This window comes from Vreelandella jeotgali Hwa, assembly GCF_000334215.1.
In the GTDB taxonomy this organism is placed as follows: Bacteria; Pseudomonadota; Gammaproteobacteria; order Pseudomonadales; family Halomonadaceae; genus Vreelandella; species Vreelandella jeotgali.
Genome location: NZ_AMQY01000021.1, coordinates 64045 through 87235, shown reverse-complemented (window position 1 = coordinate 87235; position 23191 = coordinate 64045). Strand labels below are relative to the sequence as shown.

Below are 23191 nucleotides of genomic sequence, written 5' to 3'. Positions count from 1 at the left end.
TCTTTAACGAAAGTCCGTATCGCCGCCCATCAGCCACCAGCGCCCGGCGGGCTCCATGCCTTGCTCGCTGCCGTTCACACAGCTGCCGGGCACCACCACGTCGGTGTCTTCCAGCGTCGGGCGACTGGGGGCAAGGGCGCTTGCCACCGTGGGCGTCAGCCAGGCGGTTAGCTGCCCGGCACCTAGCCTGGCGGTAATATGGCGCGCCACGCTAATCACGCGAGCCATAGCTCCAGGCGGCGCGATAAGGTCCAGCAGTTCGGCGTGCTCGCCGTGGTGGCGCAATACGCAAATGCCCACGGGGCGGCGGGTGAGCCTTGCAGTGATCAGCCAGCGGGCGTAGTAGCAGTGGGGCGCGGTGGCGTAGCGGTGCTCAAGCCAAGCGGCGCTCCGTTCGCCGATGACGGCATGAGGCAGGCCTTCACACATGGCGCCCCACAGCGCATCAGTCGTGGCGGCGTCGGCATCAGTCAGCGGTCGGGCGGTATCCCGCCAGGCGCGGCGCGGTGCGGCGGGCCAGCTGGCTTGGCGGATTGCATCCGGCTGGCAGTACAGCGCAAGCGCTCGGCCCAGGCGGGCGTGGCGCGCATGGGGGAAGCCAAACGCATATCGGTAGGCGTGGTGGGCCTCACTGCCCACGGCCTCGCCAAAAAACGCCTGCACGGCGTGATAAAACGGCCCGCGCCGGTTTAGTATTCCACGGTAGGCCGGATCAACCATCACATCGCCCATTTGCACGGCGTTAAAGCGCGCTGCCCCGTCGTGGCAGTGGCGCGGCATGCCGCCGTTAAATGCCACGATGCGCTCGCCGTCCAGGCATACCGTGCCCGGGCTTTTTGCCAGGCGGTACTTCCATGCCCACTGCTCCGGGCTCATGGCCTCGCCAAAGCTGCGGGCAAACAGCTCAAGCAGTGCGGGGGTGTCGTCGTCCCGCGCCCAGCGGGTATGCAGGTTAAGCTCGCTCATATTGCGCTCACTCGTCCGCGGTTGCCGCTACGCTAGCCACTTGCCATTGGTGGGGCAGCACCACCAAGCCTCGGGCGGCATTGTGCTGGGTAACGTAAAAACTGGTGATCGGGTCAACCCACTCATAGCTGTGCAGCCCGCGCTCGCAGAATAAATACGCGCCGATATGGTATTCGCCCTTGAGCAGTGCAGCTTGAGGAAACAGCAGCGTGACCAGGCCTTCGCCCCGGGCGTTGCGCTCAAGGGTCAGACCTGCATCCCAGCTGCCGGCGCTGGTGATGATTTGCCCCGCCGGGGTAGAGATGGTCACTGCTACGCTGGGGCAGGGCAGCGCCGGGTCGCTGGCAAAGGTAACGCTGACGCTGATGTCGCTTTGTCCGCTTTCGGCGGGGTGTTGGGGGGTTGCCGGCTGGTCGTCAATGGCAAGTTCGGTATGTAAAATCCGTGCGCCACCGGTGGGCGTGGCGCGCTGCTCAATGCTGTCGGCGGCGCTTTCGCGCACCGTGTGGCTGCTGGCTTCGCTGCCGGCCAAAAACTGCTCGTAGCGCGGCACCACAAGTGAGGGTGCGCCGTCGGCAACTACCTCGCCGCCTTCTACCCATAGCGCGCGCTCGCACAGCGATTCCACCTGATACATGGAGTGCGAGCAAAATAGAATCGTCGCGCCGGTATTGCGCAGCGCCATTATGCGATCGAACGATTTGCGCGCAAAAGCGCCGTCACCTACCGAAAGCGCTTCGTCAATCACCAAAATATCAGGCGAGACGCTGGTAGCCACGGCAAACGCCAGGCGCACGTACATGCCGCTGGAGTAGGTTTTCACCGGCTGGTTGATAAAATCGCCAATGCCCGAGAAAGTGTGGATGTCCTCCATGCGCGCGTCCACCTCATCGCGGTTGAGCCCGGCAATCGAGGCTGACATATACACATTTTCGCGTCCGGTAAACTCCGGGTTGAAGCCCGAGCCCAGCTCCAGCAGCGCGGCCACCTTGCCGTTGATGGTGACCTCGCCGCTGCTCGGCGCCAGAGTTTCGCACACCAGCTGCAGAAGTGTTGACTTGCCCGCGCCGTTGCGCCCCACTAGGCCTATCACTTCCCCTTGGCCGATGGTCAGGTTCAGAGGCCTAATGCCTTGAACGGTGTCAAAACGGGCAAAGCGGCGCAGGGTGTTAAACTGCAGTAGCAGCCGGTCCAGCGGCCGATGGTAGCGGTAAAAGGTTTTACCCACGCCTTTTAGCTCAATGGCCGGTGCGCCTTCGCGCTGTGGGGTGGCGCTGTCAGCGTGCTGATCAAAGGACATCGGCAAAGCCTCCGCGCAGTTTCTGAAACAGCCAGTAGCCCGAGGCCAGCACCACCGCCGCCAGCAGGTATAGCCCAGCAAGCGCAGTAACGCTTGGCCACTGGTGCATGAACACTACGTCGCGCATCTGGGTAATCAGCAGCGCCAGGGGGTTGCACAGGTACAACGGCTGCCATTTTTCCGGCACTTGGCTGAGCGGGTAAAAAATCGGCGACAAAAACATCAGAATCGAAGTTAAAACGGCGGTCAGTGGGGCCAGGTCGCGCAGGTAAACCCCCAATGCCGAGAGCCACATGGCCGCCCCGCTCATCAGTACTATATAAGGCAGAAGTACCAGCGGTAGGGCCAGCCAGGTAACGCTGGCCCCGGCGAGAAAGGTGGTTAGCACCAGCAGCAGCGCCATGCTGATGGCCGCCTGAAAGCTGGCCGCCAGCACACAGGTCCAAGGCAGTAGCGGCAGCGGAAACACCACCTTGGTGACCAGGTTGGGCTGGTCGACTACCAGCCCTGGCGCCCGGGAGATCACTTCGGCAAACCAGTTGAAGATCAAAAGCCCGGCAAACACCTGCAAGGAAAAGTCCATTTTTGCCGAGCCGGTCGCCTCGACTGGCCATTTCAGCTGGAAAAAGCCGTAAAACACCAGGGTGAAAGCCGAGAGCATGATCAGCGGCGAAATAACCGTCCAGCCAAGGCCCAGCAGTGAGCCGCGGTAGCGGCTAACCACATCGCGTTTAGTAAACTGCCAGAGTAAATAACGGTGAGGAAACACGGACCTCTCACTGAAGTTGGGAAACATGGTCAGAAATAAACGGAGCATTGTACCGCGCGCCATGGGTGAATGCATCCGCCGCCCGTGAGCGCTCTAGCTCGCTTTTTCAGGGGCTTGCAAAAAATGGAAACAGCGTTTTTTAATATATTTTTTTGTTTAAGTGGTTGTTTTTCATGCTTTAATTGGCTTGTTGGTGTTTTGATGAGCAAAAACTTGTGTGGCCGACCGATGATAAGGTTGCATCTGGCGCACAAGAAAGGCATATTGCGGCCCGTGGAAGTTAAAAGGCTTAATGCGGCCTGTGGCAGTGTCTCGTAATTCATTCGGTCACATGGTGCATACAGGGTGCTACCAGGCGCCTGAACTTCCGGGAAACGTCGCGAGGCCCGTATAGCGCAGTGCTACTGTTTCCCTTTTGTGCTAGTGTTATGCCAAGGTTCGGCATGAAGCCGCCAACCTCCATGACAACGTTGTCTATATAGAAAGAAAGGAGATTTATCTCAATGGCTATCACACAAGACCAGAAGACAGCCCTGCTGGGTGTTACGTCTTTCATGTTTGACTACGCACCGGATCAAGCCTCTTTTGATCGCTTTGAAAGCACCATTGAAGCTAACCCGAGCTTCTACGCTCTGGGCAGTGGTCTCGCGCAAACTGAAGCTTTTACTAGCCAGTTTGCCGATGGTGCAACGGACTCTGATAAGGCCGGTGTTATCCTGAACCGTTTGGGTCTTGAAGATGGTTCAGAAGGCTACAAAACCGGTATGGACTTCATCAGTGCTCGCCTCGATGATGGCGCTGACTTCGGCCAAGTTGTGATTGAGATCGGCGAAAAAATGCTTGCCGACGAGCAGCTGGAAGAACTTGAATCAGCTTCTGCAACGCTGAAGAATAAGATTGACGTCGCCAATGCTTACCTCGAAAGCGGCGTTGAAGGCTACAGCAGCGAGACTCTGCCGGTCCTGCTGGACGGTATTGACGAAACGCAACAGTCCGTTAATGACGCGAAAGCATCTATCGAAGAGATCGCTCCGGATGAGCCTGGCGTTTCCGGCGATACTTTCAGTCTCACTGACGCCATTAGCAAGGCTGATACAGACGAAGGTCTGCCGGCCGACTACGAGCTGTCCGGTACCTCTGCTGACCTCGGCGCACTGGCGATTGCCGGTATCGACGACGCTGTTGCCAACGCGCAGAGCATCGTGGACGGCGCTGCGAACGCTGCCGATCTGGGTGATCTCGATGCGTCCTACACCATCGAAGACAGCCTCGAAAACGTTGCCGCCGCTGACGACAGCGTGCTGGACGGCGTTGACTACGCGCTGACCAACGAAGCCGGCGAGCTGACAGGTCTGAGCGACGAGGAAGTGGCACTGGTCGAAGGGGCAACGAACTCCGACGACTACACCTTCCCGACAGGCGAAGATCTGGAACTGACCGGCGATACCGACAACATCGTCGCGTCCGATTACCAGCTGGCCGACGGCGAAACCGAAGCTGACGTGGTTCGTTCCACCGACGGTGACGACACCATCAATGCTGTCGCTTCCGGCCTGACCAGCGAGCGCACCCTGAACCCGGCCGACCAGATCGACGGCGGTGAAGGTAACGACACGCTGGTAGTCGAGCAGTCCGGCGACTTCACCGGCTTCACCGGCGACGGCGGCATGACCAACGTCGAAAACATTGAAATCACCAGCACGTCCAACCTGAGCCGTTCTTTCGACGCCTCGGATGTTGAAGGCGTTGAGTCCATCAGCATTGACGCCAACGACCAGAACTACACCGTGTCTGATCTGGCCGCCGCTGGCCTGAACGTCGCCGCTACCGGCATGGACGACGACACGCTGACCGTCGGTTTCACCTCTGCTGCTGTGGAAGGCGACGCCGATGCGCTGTCGCTTGAAGCGACTGACCTGGGTGACGAAGACAACAGCGTGACCGTGGCTGCCGCAGGCATCGAAGAGCTGAGCATTGCTTCCGACGGCACTGCCAACGCGCTCGATCTCGATGGCGGCGCTGACCTGGAAACGCTGAACGTGTCCGGCGATGCCGACCTGGGCGTGACCAACGTGGCTACCAGCCTGACCGACGTAGACGGCGCAGCCGCGGCTGGCGATCTGGCGCTGGACCTGAGCAATGCCGACGAGCTGGAAAGCGTGTCTACAGGCGCCGGCGATGACAACGTGACTGTTGGCGGTGGCTTCGCTGTTAACGCCACGTTCAACGGTGGCGAAGGAGACGATACCCTCGCACTGGCAGGTGACGTTGGCACCAAGCAGCCGACCATCAGCGGTTTTGAAACCCTCAACCTGACCGACGCCCAGGGCACCATCGCCGGTAGCAACGTGACAGGTCTTGAGGCGCTGGGCGTTCGTGACGGTTTGACCGATGATCTGCTGGTCTCCAATGTCGCGGCTCCGTCCATGAACATCGAGCTGGCCCAGACCGAGGGTGGCAGCTACAGCAGTGGTAACACACTGACTTACTCCGAGGCGTCTGACCTGACCGTCAGCACCGCCAACCTGGACGCTGACGCAACCAGCAACGCCAGCATCGGCACCAATGTGGCTGCCTCCAAGGCGACCAGCCTGGTGGTAGACGTGGCCGCCAACACGGACCTGTCGGGCAACGTCACTGTCAACACTGCGACCAGCGCCACGGTTAACGTGGCCGAGGACGCTGCTCTGGCGTCCGGCGCTACCGTCTCTGCCGACGCCGCTACCAATGCCACGCTGGACTTTGATTCTGAAGTGACCGGCGCGCTGAACTTTGCCAAGGCCACTGACGTTTCCCTGACGTCCAGCGCTGCTCAGTCGGCGCTGAACCTGCAGGCCAACGCTGCGCAGTCGCTGACTATCGACAGCATCGCGGCAACCACGCTGGCCGGCAGCGCTTCGCTGGCCAGCCTTGGTACCCTGACGCTGAACGGCATCGGCCGCTTCGACGGCACTGGCGTTGCACTGGGTGCCGAGTCGTCCTCTGTCACCATCGACGCTACCAACGTGCAAGAAGACAATGCTGGTAGTGGTTCCGTTATCGCCACGATCGGTGGCTTTGCCGACGGTGGCGGTCAGGCAGTCGTAAACGGCTCCGAGCTGCGTGCCAACGAGCTGACTATCGGCGACGGTCGTAACGAAGTGATCGTGACGGGCGGTGAAGAAAACGACACCGTTGAATACAACACCGTGATCGGTGAAGGTGATGAAGCTGCGATCAACATCGACCTGGGTGACATCAGCGGTGGAGACTCGCTGAAGCTGGCTGACGGCGCCAACGACTTCAGCAATGCCAACGTGACGCTGAGCGGCGTGGATGCGATTGAAGCTGGTTCTAGCGGCAATGATCTGACGCTGAACGCCGACGTGGTATCCGGTCAGGATATTACGCTGGGTGATAACACAGCGTTTGGCGATGTCACGCTGAACGGCACCGACGGGGCTGACACCATCGACTTCAGCGGTATCACGGCTCAACTCTCTGCGACAACAAATGTGCTGGAGATCAACGGTGGTGAAGGCAACGACACTATCACCGTTGCCGATTCAGTCATGTCCGGCACTGAATCTGCTGCTGTTCAGGAAGTCGTCGGTGGTGCCGGCCAGGACACAATCGTGCTGAACACAGCGACCGATGCTGGTGAAGAAGCTGTTGTCGTCTACGAAGCCACCAACGCGACGGAAATGGCAGCTGAGGGCGGCGACACCCTTCAGAACTTCAGCGACGGTTCTGACGTGATCCAGTTTGCCTCGGGTCTTCTCACTGCGTCTGGTGATGCAGCCCTTAATGCAACTGGTGCATCTGTGCAGGAAACCTCTGCCGATGCTAACTTCGCAAGTGCAGTTTCTGATTCCAGCTCCGCTGGTGTCATTGAAATCTCCAGTGAGTTTACTGGCGATATGAATGCGACTGACGTGGCGGCCTTCCTGGAAGACGGCACAGTGGCTTCCGACATGGCTGTGGTCTTTGCTGTTGACGATGGCACGGATACTTACATGTGGCACTTCGACGGTAGCGTCGACAGCGATGCAACCGCTGCTACTGAAGTGGCTGATAATGAGCTGACGTTGGTTGGTACCATCCAGGGTGAAGCCGATCTTGCTACGGACGCTTCTAGCTTCGACATTGCCTAACGCTCCCTGTTGATGCGGAAACGAAGGCCCCCCTGACGGGGGCCTTTTTAATGAATGCAAGGAATTCCCATGCAACTGAATCGACTTTTTGCCGAGGCGCAGAAGCACCATCAGAAAGGGCAGTTGGCGCAGGCAAAGAAGCGTTATGAGCAAGTGCTCACCCACAAGGCGGATCACGGACTGGCACGCCTGTTTCTGGCCCTGGTGCTGCAGCAGGCCGGACAGATCCGCGATGCGGTGGCCGAGGCCCGCCGGGCGATGGCGGATATGCCCGGCCCGGATGTGGGCACCCTGGTCAACTACGGCGTGATCATGAAAAACGCAGGTCAGCTGGAGGAGGCCGAACAGGCCTACCGGCAGGCCCTGCAGCAGGCCCCCGGCAACCGTACCGCCAAGGCCAACCTGGCCACCCTGCAACTGATGACGGGCAAGTGGCCCGAGGCCGAGCAGACCTTTCTGGAACTGACCGAAACCCTGGAGGAGCCTGCCCCCTGGCTCAACCTGGCGCGTATTGCCATCAAGCGCGAGGACGTTGACCGCGCTGCCGAGTGTTTGCAGCAGGCCGAGGATATTCACCCCAAACACCCGGATATACCCTTCCTGCGCGCCCAGGTCAGCCATCAGGAACACGACGACGCTCAGACCTTTGCACACCTGGCCAAGGCCTTGCAGCGTCAGCCTTCTCATGGTGAAGCCTGGCAATTGCTGCAAAGGCTTGACCCCGGCGTGTTGACGCTGCCCGTCATCGCCAAGCTCGCTCAGGGCCTGGCGGATACCGGCGTGCAGCAGGCGACGCTTTTGGCCACGGCAGTGGATATCTGCCGCAAGAACCTGGTGTGGCCGCCCCTGACGGCGCTTGAGGCGCTGTTGACCCAGGCGCTGGACAAACCCCTCACGCAGAATCCCAGCGTCTCCACCTGCTTTACCCTGCTGGGCGCCGATGTGCCGCAGCGCGGCCACCTGAAGGCCGCGGCAGCGACCTGGCACCAGATTACACGTCAGGCTACCCCCTTTGCCCCACGAGCCTTGCCGACGCTTGAAGACGGACGAAAGCTGCGTGTCGGCTTTGTGAGTTCGGACCTTCGCAGTCACGCGGTGGGCTTTCTGGTGGTGGGCTTGATGGAACATCTGCCCAAGGACAAGACCGAGTGGTTTGTCTACAACAACAGCTTCAGCGATGACAGCGAAACCCGCACGCGCATTCGTCAGGGCGTCGATCGTTTTGTCAATATTGCCCCCCTGACCACGGCCGAGGCCGCCGAGCGTATCCGTGATGACGAGATCGATGTTCTGGTCGATCTCAACGGCATGACCCGCGACACCCGCGCCGAAGTGCTCGCGTTACGCCCCGCACCAATTCAGCTGACCTGGCTGGGCATGCCCGGCACCCTGGGCGCCCCCGAGGTGGATTATATTCTCGGCGACCCCTGGGTCACCTACGCCGGGAATGCCGAGGGCTTCGCCGAACAGGTCATCCAGCTGCCCCGAAGCTACCAGCCCAACGACTACCAGCCTCCCGTCCTGGAGTTGGCCGGTCGCCGTTCCGATCACGCCCTGCCGGAAGATGCGGCGGTCTTCTGCTGCTTCAATCAGCACTACAAGATCTCGCCGGACACCTTTGCCCTCTGGTGTCGCATCCTTAAGCAGGTGGAAGGTAGCGTGCTCTGGTTGTTGGACACCAAGAGCGATGCCCAGCGTGAGCGCCTCTACCAGCAGCTGGACAAGGCGGGAATTGCGCGGGAGCGCCTGGTTCTGGCAGGGCACAAGCCCCAGGCCGAACACATCGCGCGGATTTCGCTTGCTGACCTGGTGCTGGATACCTGGCCTTACAACGCCCACACCACCTGCTCCGACGCGCTGCGTAGCGGCGTACCCGTGGTCACACTACCGGGGGAAACCTTTGCCGCCCGCGTGGCCGCCAGCATTCTGCACTACGGTGACCTGGCCGAGTGGATCGTCGAGACACCCGATGCCTACGTGGAAAAAGCTGTGGCCTTTGCCCAGCAGTCTCGGGAGGTAATAGAAGCGCAAAAGCACCAGGTACGCGAGACCTACTGGCAGAGCGCCATGGTCGATAATACCGCCTTTGGCCAGCAGCTGGAGGCCCTGTGCCATCAGCTGCATGCGCACCATGCACAAGGCCACTCAGCCCGCCCCTGGCGGCTGGAACCGGATCTTACCCTGGTGCCGCTGGATCCGGCCACGGCGCCTGTCCCGGCTGCCCCAGCGCCGAAAAAACCGACAGTTTCGCCGGCATCCTCAGCGACGCCTTCGCGAGCGGGAACAGCATCATCGGTGAATCAGCGCCTGGATAATCTAACGCGTCTGCAGAAGGAGGTGATCGGGCTTGATCAAGCGCCTTTATTGGTGGACGTGGGCGCGGCGGCTTTCGATTGGGACAAGCAGCTTTTTGATCCCCTGGTGGAGGCAGGGTTGATGCGGACACTGGGGTTTGAGCCTGATCCGAAAAGTTTTGCCAAGCTTCAGCAGCAATCAGCAGCGCACCGTCAATACGTTGATCAAGCCGTGGGCAATGGTTCGCCGGGACAATTCCATTTATGCAATGGCCCCCACATGAACTCGCTATTGCCGCCTAATACACCCGTAGTCGAAGGCATCCTTGGTTACCAGACAGCCAAGGTGGTTGAGACACTTTCCGTAGAGACGGTCGCGCTGAACGATGTTCAGGAAGCGGATGGCGTGGCCATGATCAAGCTCGATACGCAAGGCACCGAGCTAGATATTCTTCAGCATGCCGAGCGTCACTTCAAAAGTGTGGTAGTTCTGCAATTTGAAGCATCCATGCTACCCATGTATGAAAATCAACCTTCCTTGTTCACCTTAGGCGCCTGGCTGGAAGAGCAAGGATTTATCATGCATAGCCTAGCGAAGCAGCAGCCGGGTAGATACGTGTCAGGGAAAAAAGGTCTTGAGGTCAATACGCAAAGCCAGTTGCTGGAAGTCGATCCTGTCTTCATTCCCTCGCCCTTGCGCTGGCATGATTTGGCGGCATCAGAGCTGCTGAATTTGGCATTTTTGATGCACGCGCTTTATCGCGCCCATGATGTCAGTCTTAGGGCGCTGGTGACCCTGGATCAACGCGACAACGGGCAGCGTGCCGAGGCCTACGCGGCCTACCTCAAGGAGGCCGGCTACCATGCGTGATCATCCCCGTATCCTGGTTACCGGCGGGGCCGGTTTTCTTGGCTCCCACCTTTGCGATCGCCTGCTGGACGCCGGCCATGAAGTGCTCTGCGTGGACAACTGCTACACCGGGGACAAAAGCAACATCTACCACCTGATCAACCATCCCCGTTTCGAGTTCATGCGCCACGACATCACCTTTCCGCTCTACGTGGAAGTGGATGCCATCTATAACCTGGCGTGCCCGGCATCCCCGATTCACTACCAGCGAGACCCGGTGCAGACCACCAAAACCTCGGTGGTGGGCACCATCAATATGCTGGGCCTGGCCAAGCGGTTGAAGATTCCCATGCTGCAGGCCTCAACTTCTGAAGTGTACGGTGACCCGAACGTGCATCCCCAGCCGGAAAGCTACTGGGGAAACGTGAACCCCATCGGGCCACGGGCCTGCTACGATGAAGGCAAGCGCTGCGCGGAAACGCTGTGCTTCGATTACTACCGCCAGCATGGCCTAACCATCAAGGTGGTGCGGATCTTCAACACCTACGGCCCGCGCATGCACCCCCATGACGGGCGGGTGGTGTCCAACTTCATCCGTCAGGCCCTACACGGCGAGCCCATCACCCTGTACGGCGACGGCGAGCAGACGCGCAGCTTTTGTTACGTCGATGATCTGGTGGACGGCTTGATGCGCATGATGGATACCGACGTGAGCATAACCGGCCCCATCAACCTGGGCAACCCGGTCGAGTTCACCATGCGTGAACTGGCCGAGAAGGTGTTGCAACTGTCAGGCTCTGGCACTTCGTTGGTGCATGAGCCATTACCCGAGGATGATCCTAAGCAACGCCAGCCGGATATTAGCCTGGCACGCAAGGCACTGGATTGGGAGCCCAAGGTGACGCTTCATGAAGGCTTGAAAGCCACGGTGAATTATTTCAAGGAGGCACGCGGTGTTTGACTGGTATGAACGCCTGATCCCCATCCAGCCAAGCCAGCACCGGCAGCTTGGCTGGCTGCCGGCCAGAAGCCTGGCGATGGTGTCCCACCGGCAATGGTTGCCGGCCTGCCTCGGCGATCTGAGCCAGGCCGCCGCCCACGTTCCCACCGCTGTGCTGGAACGCGAGGGGCAGCTTTCACCAGTCGTATTGATGTCGCTGTTGCCCCACCAGAACCACTACCTGACCGAACAGGGGCAGGCGCGTGAGGACTATGTGCCGCTAGTATTGAGACCGTATCCTTTCGCGCGTGCCACGATCACAGAAAGACAATCGCCGACGCTGTGTATTGAGGCTAGCCATTTGGTCGAGTTGGATACGCCGGGTGCCGAGCCGTTGTTCGAGAACGGGCAACTGGCGCCGCCGGTACAAAAGATCATGCAGATGCTCGATGCCATTGCGCGGGACCACGAGGTGGGTCGTGCCGCCTGCCAACTTCTGCAGCAGAAAGGCCTGCTCGAAGACTGGCCCTTGAATGTCCGTTACGGAAACGAGGTGACACGTATCGAAGGGCTGCGCAAAGCCGATCTCGATGCGCTCAACGGCCTGTCACGGGAAGACTTTGCCGATCTGCAAAAGCACTACGCGGCAGCCCTGGCGTATACCCAGAACGTCTCCACCCACCAATTAGGGCGGCTCAAGCAGTGGGCGGCCCAGCAGCGGCCCGCCGCCGGGGCGGGAGGAATTCCCGAGAGCCTGGACAGCTTCTTCGGAAAAGAAGACGACGACCTGACCTTTGATTTCGACTAAACGAGGAAAATGATCATGGCCAAGCAGGACGACAAGCAGAACACCCTCACCATCGACGGCACGGGCTACAACGTGGCCGACCTGAGCGAGAACGCGCAGAACCAGGTGCTGAACCTGCGGGTGACCGACCAGGAAATCGAGCAGCTCCAGCGTCAGCTGGCGATCCATCAAACGGCGCGGAGGGCCTATGCCCAGGCGCTGAGTGACGAGCTGCCGAAAGGCAAGAACTGAAGCAGAAACCCTCGACATCGGTCGGGGGTTTTTTGTGGTTGGAGCGGTAAAAACCGGCCAAAATCCGGCCGCAGGCGGCCAAAAATGGCCTGTTATAAGCACTTATTCGCCGGTCAATGAAATCAACGGGTTACAGCACGCTAAAATGCCGTTTGTTTGACAGGATGATGACGCGGGTTTCTGTCCAAAACAATGCAGAATGAATCATTTTCCGGTTCTCTGCTTATAAAAAACGCCCGCCGGCGTAAAACCGAACGGGCGTTGGAAAAGTTATACAAGCTCGCGCTTATTTAGTCACGCAGCGGACGTTCCTTCGTGTTGCGATGACGTTTCACACCGCTGATCAGGTAGAAGGTTGTGATCTCGCTGGCGGACTTCTCCTGGTCGACCATGCCGTTGTAGCTGGTGTAGTGGACCGTGGTCTCGGTGGCCTCGATCAGTTCGCCGACGTCCACGTCGCCGCTGTCGAGTTCGATATAAACGTCGTCCCCCGGCGTGGGCTCGTAGTTCGGGTCGAGGATCGCCAGTTGATCGGGCTTGACGAAAGGTGCAAAATCGTTGTGCTGCGGTTCAAAGCCTGTCAATTGTTTCATAGTAGGTTCGGTTCCTTGCGATGGTGCAATAAAGGGCAGTCTGTTGAGTCGTCCGGGATGATGGCCCGGGTGATGAACGCAATCAGACCTGTTCGTGGCAGTGCCTGCCGTAGAAACTCGTCGCGTGTCAGTGGTTGCTGCCACTGATCCGGCGAGTTGAGAATGACGCTTCCGTCCGGTGAGCCGATGACGACGGCGACGTTTCGACCTTCGTCATGTCGCCGGGTCAGCCAGTGGCGTTGCCGGGTGCTTAGCGTCGTGCGTACCGGCGTGTTCGCCCGCCTGGGCAGTGCCGGTACGTATTTATACTCGATCCATAAATCTCCTCCTTTGGCTGAGTAATAGGCATCGGCCACGCCGCCTTCATAGTTGTCGTTGATCTTCCAGCGGTAGATCGCAGAAGGCAGTTGCCGATGGACGGCACTGATGAACCCGTGTTCGTTCATACAGCTCACCCTACAAGACAGGAGCTGGCCTTTCAACCAGTGTGTTGCCTGTCGATGTGTTATCACTTTAACCGAGCTCGGTAGGCGGACAAGGGATAAAAGGTAAATTGTGCGAAAAAATTTCTGCGATAAAAGCGGAGCACTCGCCATGTCAATCAGGCCCCTTTTGAAGGTCAAATGAACGTAAAAGCGAATGCTCCCCGCTATCGGCGCGGGCATCGATGGAGCACTCGTCTGGTTCCCGTTCGTCCCGCGAGGTGTTGATAGGTGACGAAAAAAGGCCGAGTGCTCCTCGATACCCGCCCCGGAGGGCGGGTTGACGGTTACGCGTCGGCGGTACTGACGCTTTCCTTGTGGCTGTCGCCCTTGTCACCGGCCAGGGCGTCGGTGCCGCCTTCGACCAGGCCTTCGTAGAGGCGTTTGGCTTCGGCGTACAGGTCCTCTCCGGCCCAGCCGGCGAAGTCCACCTTGAAGTTGTGGTAGGGCTGACCCTGCTTGTTTTTCTCGGGCGAGGACTGGAGGGTCCAGACCGAGGCAAAGCGGGCGGCATCCGGGTTCTTCAGCTGGATCGCGGAGTTCCAGCCCTTCGACACCCGCTGCTTCGAGCCGCTCATGTAGATCAGCACCGGGGCTTCCGGGTTGCCGTCGTCGTCGAGCTTCAGGCACTTGTGGATCGCCGTATCGACAACGTCGTACTGCTCGGCCGGCAGGCCCTGGGCGTCCAGGTGCTTCTGGGCATCGGCCTCGTTGTCGAAGCTGCCTTCAAAACCGCCGCCGAACTTGCGCTTCTTGAAAATCTGCCACTTCTGCTCGAATTGCAGGTTGATGACAAACGCGAAGTCGTAGACCTCGCCGGTCAGGCTGTTGAAGATATGGCCGGTCTCGGCGCCCTCGATGAACTTGGGTGAGGACTTGTCGATCTGCGGCGAGAGCTGCTGGATCAGGTCAAGGCGCGGAATCGCCAGATCGTCGGTGCCGACGTTTTCGTTGCCCATGCCGGCGTCCTGTTGCAGGTGCGCGGGCAGGGCGCCGTCGTTGTCCTGGAGGAAGGTGGCGACGGATTTTGTGGGTGCGTTCTTCTCGGTAGCCATGATGGGGCTCCTTTGCGGTTCAATTGCACAGTTGCACAGTCAGGCAGGACCCGGTCGATCCCGCTGTGACCTATTATACGCATACTTGGATCAAAACATCCATAGCTTATAAAATTTAATAGATGTCTAGTTGGCTCGCATGTTCACCTTGCGCTGCACGTAGGGCTCCACGCCGGGGACTTCCTGCTCCATTTGCAGCATCTCCCGGTAGGGGCCGGTCGACACGCGACGCTGGAGCATATACATGGCGTCGTGCTGCTTGATGAAGTCGTAAAGTTGCTCCCAGTCGGTGACGTTGGGCATGGTCTGCTCGGTCACCGACACGCTGGTACCCGCCACCCGGGCATGCTCCAGCCCGGCAGTGTCGAGAGCTTCCAGTACCGCGGATTCGCTGTGGAAGATGTCGTTGTTGAGCGCTTTCAGGCGCTCATTAAGCATGCGCTTTTCCTCACGCAGCTGCTCGTGGTGGGCGATCAGGTCTCCCAGGTTGCTCATGCTGCATCCTCCTGGTCGTCTTCGTCGTCGGTGTCCGCTTCCCATTGGAGGAAGGTGACCAGCTCGTTCAGTGCCTCGTCGATGGCGGCGCGGTCTTCGTGGGCGCGTTCCAGGGCGCGGTCCAGCTTGGTGTCCGCCGAACGAATCTCGCGCTGGACGGTGGCCAGATCGCGCATCTCGCTGTCGTCTTCGTCATTGACCATTGCCGTGGTGATGGCGTTGGCCTCGTAGTGCAGGCCCTTGAGCGTGCTGCGAGCTTCTTCCTCCTTCGTGCCCTTGGTGCCCAGACGGGTCTTCGCTGCCTTGAGGCGCTTGGCCGCCTCGAAGATCAGCTCGGCGTTGTGGGTAGCGATTTTGGAGTTGGTGGTGCTGGTAAAAGTGGCCATGATCAGGCTCCTTGTGCGTTGGCTTGGGTGCTTGCGGCGAATACGGTGAGGAGGTTATCCATGCGTGACACCTTGCCGCCGAGTTTTTCGTACACGTCCTGTTCGCGTGTATCCTGCGCAGCGATCATGATGGTCTCGGTCCGCTGCGTTTGACCGGCCCGGTCGATACGGGCGTTGAACTGCTGGAACCACTCGGCGTTGTACGTCGGCGAGGTCCAGATGGTGCGGGTGCCGCGGGTGAGCGTGAGCCCGTGCCCCGCGGCCTGGGGATGAGCGAAGATGTAGTGAATCTCGCCGGCCTGGAAGGCGTTGACGGTTTCGACCCGCTTGGCCACCGGCACGTCGCCGTCGATCACCGCGAAGTTCAGCTTGCGTTTGGCGGCTTCGGCCATGAGCTGATCGCGCTGGTGCCGCCAGTTGAAGGCCACGAGCGCCTGGGGTGCCTCCATTGCCAGGTCCAGGGCGAGCTTCACGCGACTGTCGTCGAGGACGTGGTACGCGCCTTCTTCGCCATAGACCGCTCCGCTGCATAGCTGCAACAATTTATTGACCTTCGCCCCGGCGTGAACGGCACTCACCAGCTCCCCGGACTCCAGCTCCAGCGCCGCTTCGTCGAGCATCTCGCGGTACTGGGCCATGAGCTTGGGCGGCAGCCGGGTGGTGACGGTGTAGGCCACGTTCTCCGGCATGTCGATACAGTCGCGGAGCTTGTGCCGAACGGTAATGTCGTGGATTTTATCGGCGACGATCAGCTCGGCATCGGGTTTGTCCACCCAGTCGACGTGATGGCTGCCCGGGACGTTGTGGTTGGGCACGGGGGTACAGACCTGGGCACGAAAGCCCCAGAACGCCCGGCCCAGGCGCACGCCGTCGTCGACGAGGAACACCGGATGCCAGATGTCGCAGATGCCGTTGCTGTTTGGCGTGCCCGACAGCGCCCACCTGACATCGAAGTGGTGCCGCAGGGCGGCGAGCCGCTTGGACCGCTGCGTGGTGCGGTGCTTGAACGCGGTGAACTCATCGACCACCAGCACGTCGCAGGCGTCCACCAGCGATTGGCCCTCGTCGGTCAGGTTGCCCTGGGTATCGATCATCCATTTCACGGCGTCGTGATTGGTGACGATAATGTCCGCTTCCAGTGCCTCGGGTAGTTGCCGCTTGCGCTTGGTGGTGTAGACGACGGCAGCGGATAGCTGAGGTGTCCATTTCTCGCAGTCACCGACCCAGGCGGTTTCGAGTATCGACAGGGTGCCCAGGACCAGCATCCGGCGGGCAGAGCCTGCCGCCTTGCGCCGGGCAAACGCTTCGAGGTGGCTGCGCGACTTGCCCGCCCCCGGGTCCGAGGTGTCGAGGGATCGGTCGTTTTTGGCGAGGTGGTCAACGGTGATCTCCTGGTGCCGGTAAAGGGGCGCGAGGTCAGCTGTCATTGACGGCCTCCATGCACTGTTCGATCTGGTTGAGTTGGGTGATGGCGTCATCGAGGGCGTTGTGGTGCGTGCCCACGCGCTTGACTGTCTCGAATTTGCCCAGGCGCTGGGTGACATCCTTCAGGGTGCGCAGGTCCCGGGCCGTCCAGAACTGCCACGGGCAGGGGATGCCGGCTTCCTTGAAGGCGTGTTCGAGGAAGGCGATGTCGAAATTCGCGCCGTTGCCCCAGGGGTAAAGCCGGTCGTTGTCGTCACCCTGGAGCGTGTACCAGTCGGCAAACTGGCCAAGTGTGTCGGACAGCGTTGGGGCGTTGTCGCATGCGTCCATCGTTTGCCGATAAATATCGCCTTGTGTTTTCCACCAGTTGACCGTGTCTTCGTCGATCATCCGGCCTTGCTGGCTATAGACGTTGCAGTAGCTGAGATACGTGGCCGTTTCGCCGTTCGACAATCGAGCGGCGGCCGCGATGGCAAGGATCACGCCGTCGGGACGTGTAGCGAGGGTTTCGAGGTCGATGGATACGTGAATATCGGTCATGGATGATGGTGTCCTGTGTGAGCGATGGCTTTGTTGAGCGTGTCGTAGTCGGCAACCCATTGGGACGGTTCGCCGTCGATTGATAGGTAGACGCCGTAGAAGTCGGGCTCCTCGCCCTCGTTGACGTCGGTGACGTGTTGGCCGTCAGTGCCGGGTTCGATGCGTCTGGCACCGATCCGGTACATGCCCTGCGATGAGGGGATCATCAGGTCGTTCATGCGGCGTCTCCCTGTTGTGACTCGCGGCAGTCGGCGATGTAGTGAATGTCTTTGGTCTCGTTGCCCGGCAGCACGGCACGATTGATGACCACCCGCACGACCTTGTGGTGGGTGTAGCGGAACTGCGTGAACAGCGAGTGGGCCACCACGTCGAGGTAGTGGCTATCGTCGAGCTGGTCGCGCCGGCAGACGCGATGGTCGGTGGATGGCAGCCGGCGGTGCGTACCGTCGGCCGCGGCGAGGATGATGTCGAGATGGAAAATGACGCTAAGCACTTGTCGCTCCTTCGATGCAGCGCTCGCGGACATCGAGTAGGGTGGTGAGTGTCATGGGTTACGTCTCCTGGTAGGCGTAGGGGCACGCGGGCTCGTCAAAGCCTTCCTGCACCCTGGCGTGGGGGCAGAACTTGCAGGCGTGCATCGAGGGTTTCGGCGGGAACTTCGTCGCCGTGGTCATTTCGTTGGCTCGGCGGTCGATCATCGGCTTGAGCAACATGGCCCGCTCGCGGGTGTAGGTGTTGCTCATCCTGTCGTTCTGGTCGACGTACTCGAACCAGGTTTCGATGAACTCCAGCTCCGGGTAGCGCATGAAGGCGCCGATGGCGTAGGTCATTCCCTGCTGGTTGTGCTTGAGTTCGTTGTTGAATTTCCTTCCACTTTTCCAGTCGTGGACGCGGGCCGAGGTGTCGCTGTCGAACTCGATGGCGTCGAGCTTCATCCGGGTCCAGACGTCCTTGCCGAAGAAGTCGGTGGTGGTCCAGTCCCGGGTAAAGCCCCAGTTGCCTTCGACGCCGACGCGACCTTCTTCATACGCCGAGCGCAGCCCGCCGATGATCTTCTCGAAGGGCGCCAGGTTGACCGACTTCATGCCGGCCGGGAGCCGCAGGCCCTTGAGGTCGTCGTGCTCGCCCTGGATAAAGTTTTCGATGTGCTCGTGGATCATCGTCCCGCGCTCGGCGGCCGGGCCCGACGGGTCGGGCATCTTTTCGACGTTCTTGAGGTAGATCGAGTAGGGGCAGCTCTCAAACTGCATCAACCGCGAAAACGACCAGGTCGGCACCGGGCCCAGCGGCGCGGTGAGCAGGTCGGTGGTTCGTTGTTCCTCGGCCTCGGCGGCGGCTTTCATGCGGCCCTTGATCGCGGCCGGGTTGAAGGTATCGCCGGCGTCGGCCGGCTTTGTCTCCTCGGGGTTCAGGGTCGTGGGTTTTTTGAAGTTCTTCGGGTCGAAGGTCTGATCGGTCATGGTGGCCTCAGTGCATCAGCGGGTGGGGGTCGTTGTGGCTGTCCTGCTGGACCTCGTAGGCGATGGCGTCGCTTTCCAGCTCCTGGTGTTCCTCGGCGTTGAGTTGCCAGTGAACCAGGGTGGTTGCCTTGCGCTTGCCGCTTTTGGTCCGGCGACGCTTGAAGATCACGTCGCGGCGAACCAGGGCGTTTTGCAGCTTGATCGCGGCGATGGTGTCCTCGAAGATCACCTCGAAGCAGACGTGCAGGGCTTCCAGGGTGACCATCGCGGGCTCCTCGCCGAGGGCCGCGTCCTTCCAGGCGTTCAGGCAGGTGGTGGCGATCTTCTGGCGCATGGCCTTGTCCGGCGTGGTGGCGGATTCGCAGTCCTCGATGCGGTAGAAGAACGTCAGATCGCCGGTGTTGATGGCGTGGGCGAACTGGTCCATCGACGACATGGCGGCGATGCGCATGCTCTCCTTGGCGTCGTTGTTGCGCTCGGTCCGCGCTACCTGCTCGTCGAAGTCGTAGGTCAGCATCAGGCCGGCGAAACTGCCCAGCTCGTCCTCGATCCGGTCGTTCTGGATCGCGGTACGAATCTCGGGGTAGGTGACCTCCAGCCGTTCCATCTGCGGCGGCGCGATGTTGAAACGCCGGTCGCCCTTCTCCACGGGAATCACGTCGGTGTGGTTGGAGAAGAAGATGTAGTTGGTGTAGCTGTCCACCGAGCGGACGTTGGAACGCATGGCCCGGATGTTCACCTCGTCGGCAGTGATGTCGTCCTTCATCTTGTTGAGCAGCTTGCCCGACTGCTTCGAGTCCTTGAGCCGGAACTCCTCCCAGATCAGGAACAGCGCTTCCTCCTGGTAGGCGTTGAACTGCTCCTCCAGGTGGTCGAGGCGTTTGCGGATGGTGTACGGCTTGCCCATGATCGGGCGCAGAATCCGCTCGTAGAAAATGCCCTTGCCGGTGCCCGGCACGCCGCTGAATACCCAGGCGGTGTGGGCCTTGCGACGTTCCTGCATGGCGAAGGCCAGCCAGTTGATGAACGCCTCGAAGTCGTCGTGGGACGAGCCGCAGATGTGAAACAGCACCTTGTAGATGGTGGGGCACAGCTGCTGCATGTTCTCGGCGGCCTGGCCGAGGGTCAGCGCCTGGTGGTGGGGCATGACCATCGGCGGGTTTCTGATGATCTCCGTCGGGGTAAAGGTGTTGATGACCCTGTTGTCGAAGTCCACCTCGACGGTGCTGTGCGGGTCGAAGCGGATGCGCCATGACGGAATGGCATCGGGCGGCGTGGTGCCGAAATCCGCCATCCAGTCCTCGATGCTCTGCCGCGAAATCTCGTTGATGTCGTGGACGGTGTTGTGCGCGGGGATGTACTCGACGGCGAACAGCGCATCGCGTTCGGGGTCGCGGATCAGCAGCGGTTTGACTTCGTTCACCTGGCGTATCTTGTCGCCGTGAGCTTCCACGTATTCGTTGTAGGCGTCCTGGTCGGCGGCCTTGAGCAAAAACGGCTGCTCGCCCTTGAAGTTGTAGATGATCTCGGGGTTGCCGGCCGGGCACCAGTAGGCCCGGGAATCGCCGCCGTTGACGTTCCAGTAGGCGAACTCGTCGGTCACATGCTCCAGCTTGACGGTCATCGTCGTCGGGTTGGTCAACACGCGCTGACGTTCGCCGCCCACGGTCATGGTGCGGCTGCGCGGTTTGAATTTGGACAGGCCCTCCTTGCGACGCAGCTGGTTGAGCAGGCGGTTGACTCTGCCCTCCAGCGCCGGGCGGTCCACGGCCATTGCCGGGGTGGCCAGGTTGCAGGTGTGCTGCGACTTCTTGACCAGCGCCCAGCGGTCCTCGTGGGACTCGAAGGGGTCCTGGGTGCCTTCGCCGAAGGTGGGCGGGGCGATGTAGATGAGCTGGGCGTTGCGGGCCACCACCGGATCGACGATCCACTTGACGTTCATCTTGCTGTCCTGGAGCTTGATGCGGTCGGTGATGTCCTCGCAGGCGAAGTTGAGGTGCTTGAGGTAGCCTTCCATGTGACTCGGGTGAACCGCCGAGTCCAGCAGGAAGAAGAAGTGCAGGCCGATCTCGCCCGAGGCATTGATGCCGGTCGAGCTGGAGGCGTTGACGATGTAGCTGGTCGCGCTCAGCGGCTCGGGCAGCAGGTTGACGACGTTTTCCGCGGCCCGGACCAGATCGGCCTGGGTGATGTTGTCCTGCAGTGGGGTGTCGGGCATCCAGCCGTCGATGTCCAGCACCATGAGAGACGTGGCCGCCCGGGTGTCGCATTTGCCGGCGCGGGATTGCCTGTTGATGGGCTCCTTGAGCGGGCCCTTGATCAGGGCATTGCCGGCCTTGGCGTTATCGACCAGCAGGTCCTTGAGTTCCTGCAATCCTTCGAGGTTGCTGCCGACGTTGTACGACAGCGAGCTGACGGTCTTGACCTGGGGGTAGGGCTCTGTACCTTCGGTGGTGACGGTTTTCGATAGCCGGAGCTTGTTGGCTGCGGGAGCGATAAAGTTGATCGGTGCAGACATGAAACTCTCCGGGATGGAAATAAATATGCTAGGCGTATAATTGTAGGCCATCGCCGCGCTGCCCGATAGCCCGTGACCTACTTGTCGTAGCTCCGGGATATGCCGCCCTCGCCATCCAGCGGCAGGTCGGAGCACCATGAGGGTGGTGTTCGCAGGGCGTTTATCATCGTGCCGAAATCATCCTCGGCGGTGTCGTCGGGGACCACGGCGATCACTTCGTCGTGGACGTTGAGGACGACGCGGCCGCCGTGCGGAGTGATGGCTCGGTTGATGTCGAGCATCTGTTGGAACAGCACGATGCGGGACAGTGCCTGGGTGATATTCTCCACGAGCTTGGGGCCATATAGCCGCGTCCAGAACCGGCCGTTGTGGTACTCGAAGCCGCCTTCGTCGTCCGTGCGCAGGCCCGGGTACTGGAGCGCCATACCGTTGGGCATGATGATGGCGTTGCGGGTGATCCGCAGCGGGCCCCAGTCGCCGTCGTGGCCCATGTACATATCGGCGATGGCCTGCTGTGCCTGCTGCCAGTACAGCGGGATCATGTAGTTGATGGTGCGGTAGGTCTGTACCACGTTGCGGGCTTCCTGATCCGAGTAGATGACCGGCGGCCCGCCCAGCATGCCGGCGGCCATGTTGTCGCGGAACCGATTGTGCCCTTGTCCATAACCAAGTCCTAATACACAGACCTTACCGATGAACCGCTCGTGTGGGTTGTCGGCCTTGCTGATCGGCCGGCCGTACAGCTCGGTGGCGAAGTGCGAATAGACGTCACCGCCGGTGCGAAAGACGTGGAGCAGTTCTTCCTGGCCGGCGAGCCATGCAAGCATCCGCGCCTCGATGTTGGATGAGTCCGCCACGGCCACCATGTAACCGTCCGGGGAGCACAGGGAGGTGCGCAGCGCCGATCCGCGGTTCATGTTCTGGACGTTCAGCTTCTCGGAACCGCCGTACCTGCCCGTCGCTGCGGAGTAGTAGTTCAACGGCATGGGCATCCTGCCGCCGCAGATCGACGCGGTTTCCAGGAACCGATCGGCCCGGCGAATCTCCCCGGCCGACTTGGCGGCGACGCGTCCATCGAACAGGTGCTTGAGGCCCGGGTTGGCGTCGCGCATCTGCTGAAAGCCCAGGTCGGCCTTGCCCAGCGCCGGCTTCATCTTTCCTGTTTGCAGGTCGGCCTTTTCGATGATGGCCACGCCGTTCTTTTCCAGCAGCGCCTGGAACTTCGGGTTGGAGTTGAGGGTGGATTCGGCCACGCCGGCGGCGTCGATGATCGCCTGGCGGTCGGCGATCCAGCCGTCGCGGGCTTCGAGCAGCTGCTCGCGGTCAAGCTCCAACAGCGGCTGGCACGCCATCTGGGTGGTGAGGTGGATGATCTCCAGCTCGTCCTCCGGGTAGAAGGGCGCCATGCGCAGGAAGGCGGCGTGGGTCAGGTCGACGTCCTGGATGCAGTATTCCGCCATCGAGTCGAGCAGCTCCGGGTCGCCGTAAAGCTGTTCGGTGGTCACGTTGCGGAAGTTGACCAGCTCCTCGCCCTTGCGCATCGACGGGTCCCCCGGCCAAAGGCGTTCGGCCAGGTCCTTCAGCCCGTGCTTGCGGTTGGGGAACATGCCCCGGGACATCGCCAGGGTGTCCAGGTAGAGCGCCGGGTACAGCCCCCAGAAGTGGTGCAGGATGAAGCCGTCGAAGTTGGTGTTGTGGCACAGAAGGGCGATGGGTTTGTCGGCGTTGTCAAACAGCTCGCGCAGCTCGTCCTCCAGCACGTCCGGCGCGATCCATTGCGTTGCGCCGTTGTCCACCTTGACCCCGACGCCGTGCAGCGAGAAGTCGGGATGGTCGAGGTAGGTGTAGGTGTTCATGGCCTGGAGGCTGAGCGAGCAGCCGGTGCCGAAGAACGCCTCGAAGTCGAGTGTGACGAGCGTGTAGTCCCTGCCGAAGATGTTCATGTC

At 60.7% G+C, this 23191-nt stretch carries 20 protein-coding genes; 5 read left to right on the top strand and 15 right to left on the bottom strand.

The features are described 5' to 3' along the window. Positions 1–3 precede the first annotated feature (3 nt). Genes C793_RS0110155 through C793_RS0110145 form a run of 3 tightly spaced genes read right to left on the bottom strand, consistent with a single transcriptional unit; the run spans position 4 to position 3035 of the window. Positions 4–966, bottom strand: a complete 963-nt coding sequence (locus C793_RS0110155) for a GNAT family N-acetyltransferase (RefSeq protein ID WP_017430838.1) — start codon at positions 964–966, stop codon at positions 4–6. Between the two features lie 7 nt (positions 967–973). After that, on the bottom strand, positions 974–2266 hold the full coding sequence (locus tag C793_RS0110150) for an ABC transporter ATP-binding protein (protein WP_017430837.1): 1293 nt from the start codon (positions 2264–2266) through the stop codon (positions 974–976). Beyond that, the gene (locus C793_RS0110145) at positions 2256–3035 is read right to left on the bottom strand and encodes an ABC transporter permease (protein ID WP_169330552.1); all 780 of its coding nucleotides are present in this window, start codon (positions 3033–3035) and stop codon (positions 2256–2258) included. Before C793_RS0110145 ends, C793_RS0110150 begins: the two co-directional genes overlap by 11 nt. Before the next feature lie 503 nt (positions 3036–3538). Between C793_RS0110145 and C793_RS0110140 the strand changes: the two genes are divergently transcribed. The 5 genes from C793_RS0110140 to C793_RS0110120 all read left to right on the top strand — a co-directional run bounded on the left by C793_RS0110140 (position 3539) and on the right by C793_RS0110120 (position 12291). Then, a complete protein-coding gene (locus tag C793_RS0110140) occupies positions 3539–7168 on the top strand; it encodes a beta strand repeat-containing protein (RefSeq protein ID WP_017430835.1) in 3630 nt (1209 codons plus the stop codon). A gap of 69 nt (positions 7169–7237) precedes the next feature. Continuing rightward, entirely contained in the window at positions 7238–10333 is a 3096-nt protein-coding gene (locus C793_RS14100; RefSeq protein ID WP_017430834.1) for an FkbM family methyltransferase, read from the top strand. Next, positions 10326–11273 (top strand): UDP-glucuronic acid decarboxylase family protein, encoded by a 948-nt coding sequence (locus C793_RS0110130; RefSeq protein WP_017430833.1) that lies wholly within the window; start codon positions 10326–10328, stop codon positions 11271–11273. Before C793_RS14100 ends, C793_RS0110130 begins: the two co-directional genes overlap by 8 nt. Beyond that, positions 11266–12060 (top strand): SapC family protein, encoded by a 795-nt coding sequence (locus tag C793_RS0110125; RefSeq protein ID WP_017430832.1) that lies wholly within the window; start codon positions 11266–11268, stop codon positions 12058–12060. The genes C793_RS0110130 and C793_RS0110125 overlap by 8 nt, the downstream gene beginning before the upstream one ends. Positions 12061–12075: 15 nt before the next feature. Then, positions 12076–12291: a DUF6447 family protein gene (locus tag C793_RS0110120; protein WP_040475440.1), complete on the top strand. Its 216-nt coding sequence runs from the start codon at positions 12076–12078 to the stop codon at positions 12289–12291. Between the two features lie 290 nt (positions 12292–12581). Here C793_RS0110120 and C793_RS0110110 read toward each other — a convergent pair whose 3' ends face one another. From C793_RS0110110 to C793_RS0110055, 12 genes are all read right to left on the bottom strand, one after another. Then, entirely contained in the window at positions 12582–12884 is a 303-nt protein-coding gene (locus C793_RS0110110; protein ID WP_017430829.1) for a hypothetical protein, read from the bottom strand. Then, positions 12881–13330, bottom strand: a complete 450-nt coding sequence (locus C793_RS0110105) for a hypothetical protein (protein ID WP_017430828.1) — start codon at positions 13328–13330, stop codon at positions 12881–12883. The genes C793_RS0110110 and C793_RS0110105 overlap by 4 nt, the downstream gene beginning before the upstream one ends. A 323-nt stretch (positions 13331–13653) precedes the next feature. Continuing rightward, the gene (locus C793_RS13835; RefSeq protein WP_017430827.1) at positions 13654–14421 is read right to left on the bottom strand and encodes a hypothetical protein; all 768 of its coding nucleotides are present in this window, start codon (positions 14419–14421) and stop codon (positions 13654–13656) included. 126 nt (positions 14422–14547) lie between these two features. Continuing rightward, complete coding sequence (locus C793_RS0110095) at positions 14548–14916, bottom strand: gp33 family protein (protein WP_017430826.1); 369 nt, start codon at positions 14914–14916, stop codon at positions 14548–14550. Further along, entirely contained in the window at positions 14913–15302 is a 390-nt protein-coding gene (locus C793_RS0110090) for a hypothetical protein (RefSeq protein ID WP_017430825.1), read from the bottom strand. Before C793_RS0110090 ends, C793_RS0110095 begins: the two co-directional genes overlap by 4 nt. Before the next feature lie 2 nt (positions 15303–15304). Next, positions 15305–16729 carry an SNF2-related protein gene (locus C793_RS0110085; RefSeq protein WP_017430824.1) on the bottom strand — a complete coding sequence of 475 codons (1425 nt, stop codon included), beginning with the start codon at positions 16727–16729 and terminating at the stop codon, positions 15305–15307. Next, a complete protein-coding gene (locus tag C793_RS0110080) occupies positions 16719–17267 on the bottom strand; it encodes a 3'-5' exonuclease (RefSeq protein WP_017430823.1) in 549 nt (182 codons plus the stop codon). Before C793_RS0110080 ends, C793_RS0110085 begins: the two co-directional genes overlap by 11 nt. After that, entirely contained in the window at positions 17264–17485 is a 222-nt protein-coding gene (locus C793_RS0110075) for a hypothetical protein (RefSeq protein ID WP_017430822.1), read from the bottom strand. Before C793_RS0110075 ends, C793_RS0110080 begins: the two co-directional genes overlap by 4 nt. Next, the gene (locus C793_RS0110070) at positions 17482–17760 is read right to left on the bottom strand and encodes a hypothetical protein (protein ID WP_017430821.1); all 279 of its coding nucleotides are present in this window, start codon (positions 17758–17760) and stop codon (positions 17482–17484) included. Before C793_RS0110070 ends, C793_RS0110075 begins: the two co-directional genes overlap by 4 nt. 58 nt (positions 17761–17818) lie before the next feature. Continuing rightward, positions 17819–18727, bottom strand: coding sequence for a RecB family exonuclease (locus tag C793_RS13830; RefSeq protein WP_017430820.1), 909 nt, complete (start codon positions 18725–18727; stop codon positions 17819–17821). A gap of 7 nt (positions 18728–18734) precedes the next feature. Further along, complete coding sequence (locus C793_RS0110060) at positions 18735–21245, bottom strand: primase-helicase family protein (protein ID WP_017430819.1); 2511 nt, start codon at positions 21243–21245, stop codon at positions 18735–18737. A gap of 77 nt (positions 21246–21322) precedes the next feature. Beyond that, a complete protein-coding gene (locus C793_RS0110055) occupies positions 21323–23188 on the bottom strand; it encodes a DNA polymerase (RefSeq protein WP_017430818.1) in 1866 nt (621 codons plus the stop codon). Between the last annotated feature and the right edge of the window lie 3 nt (positions 23189–23191).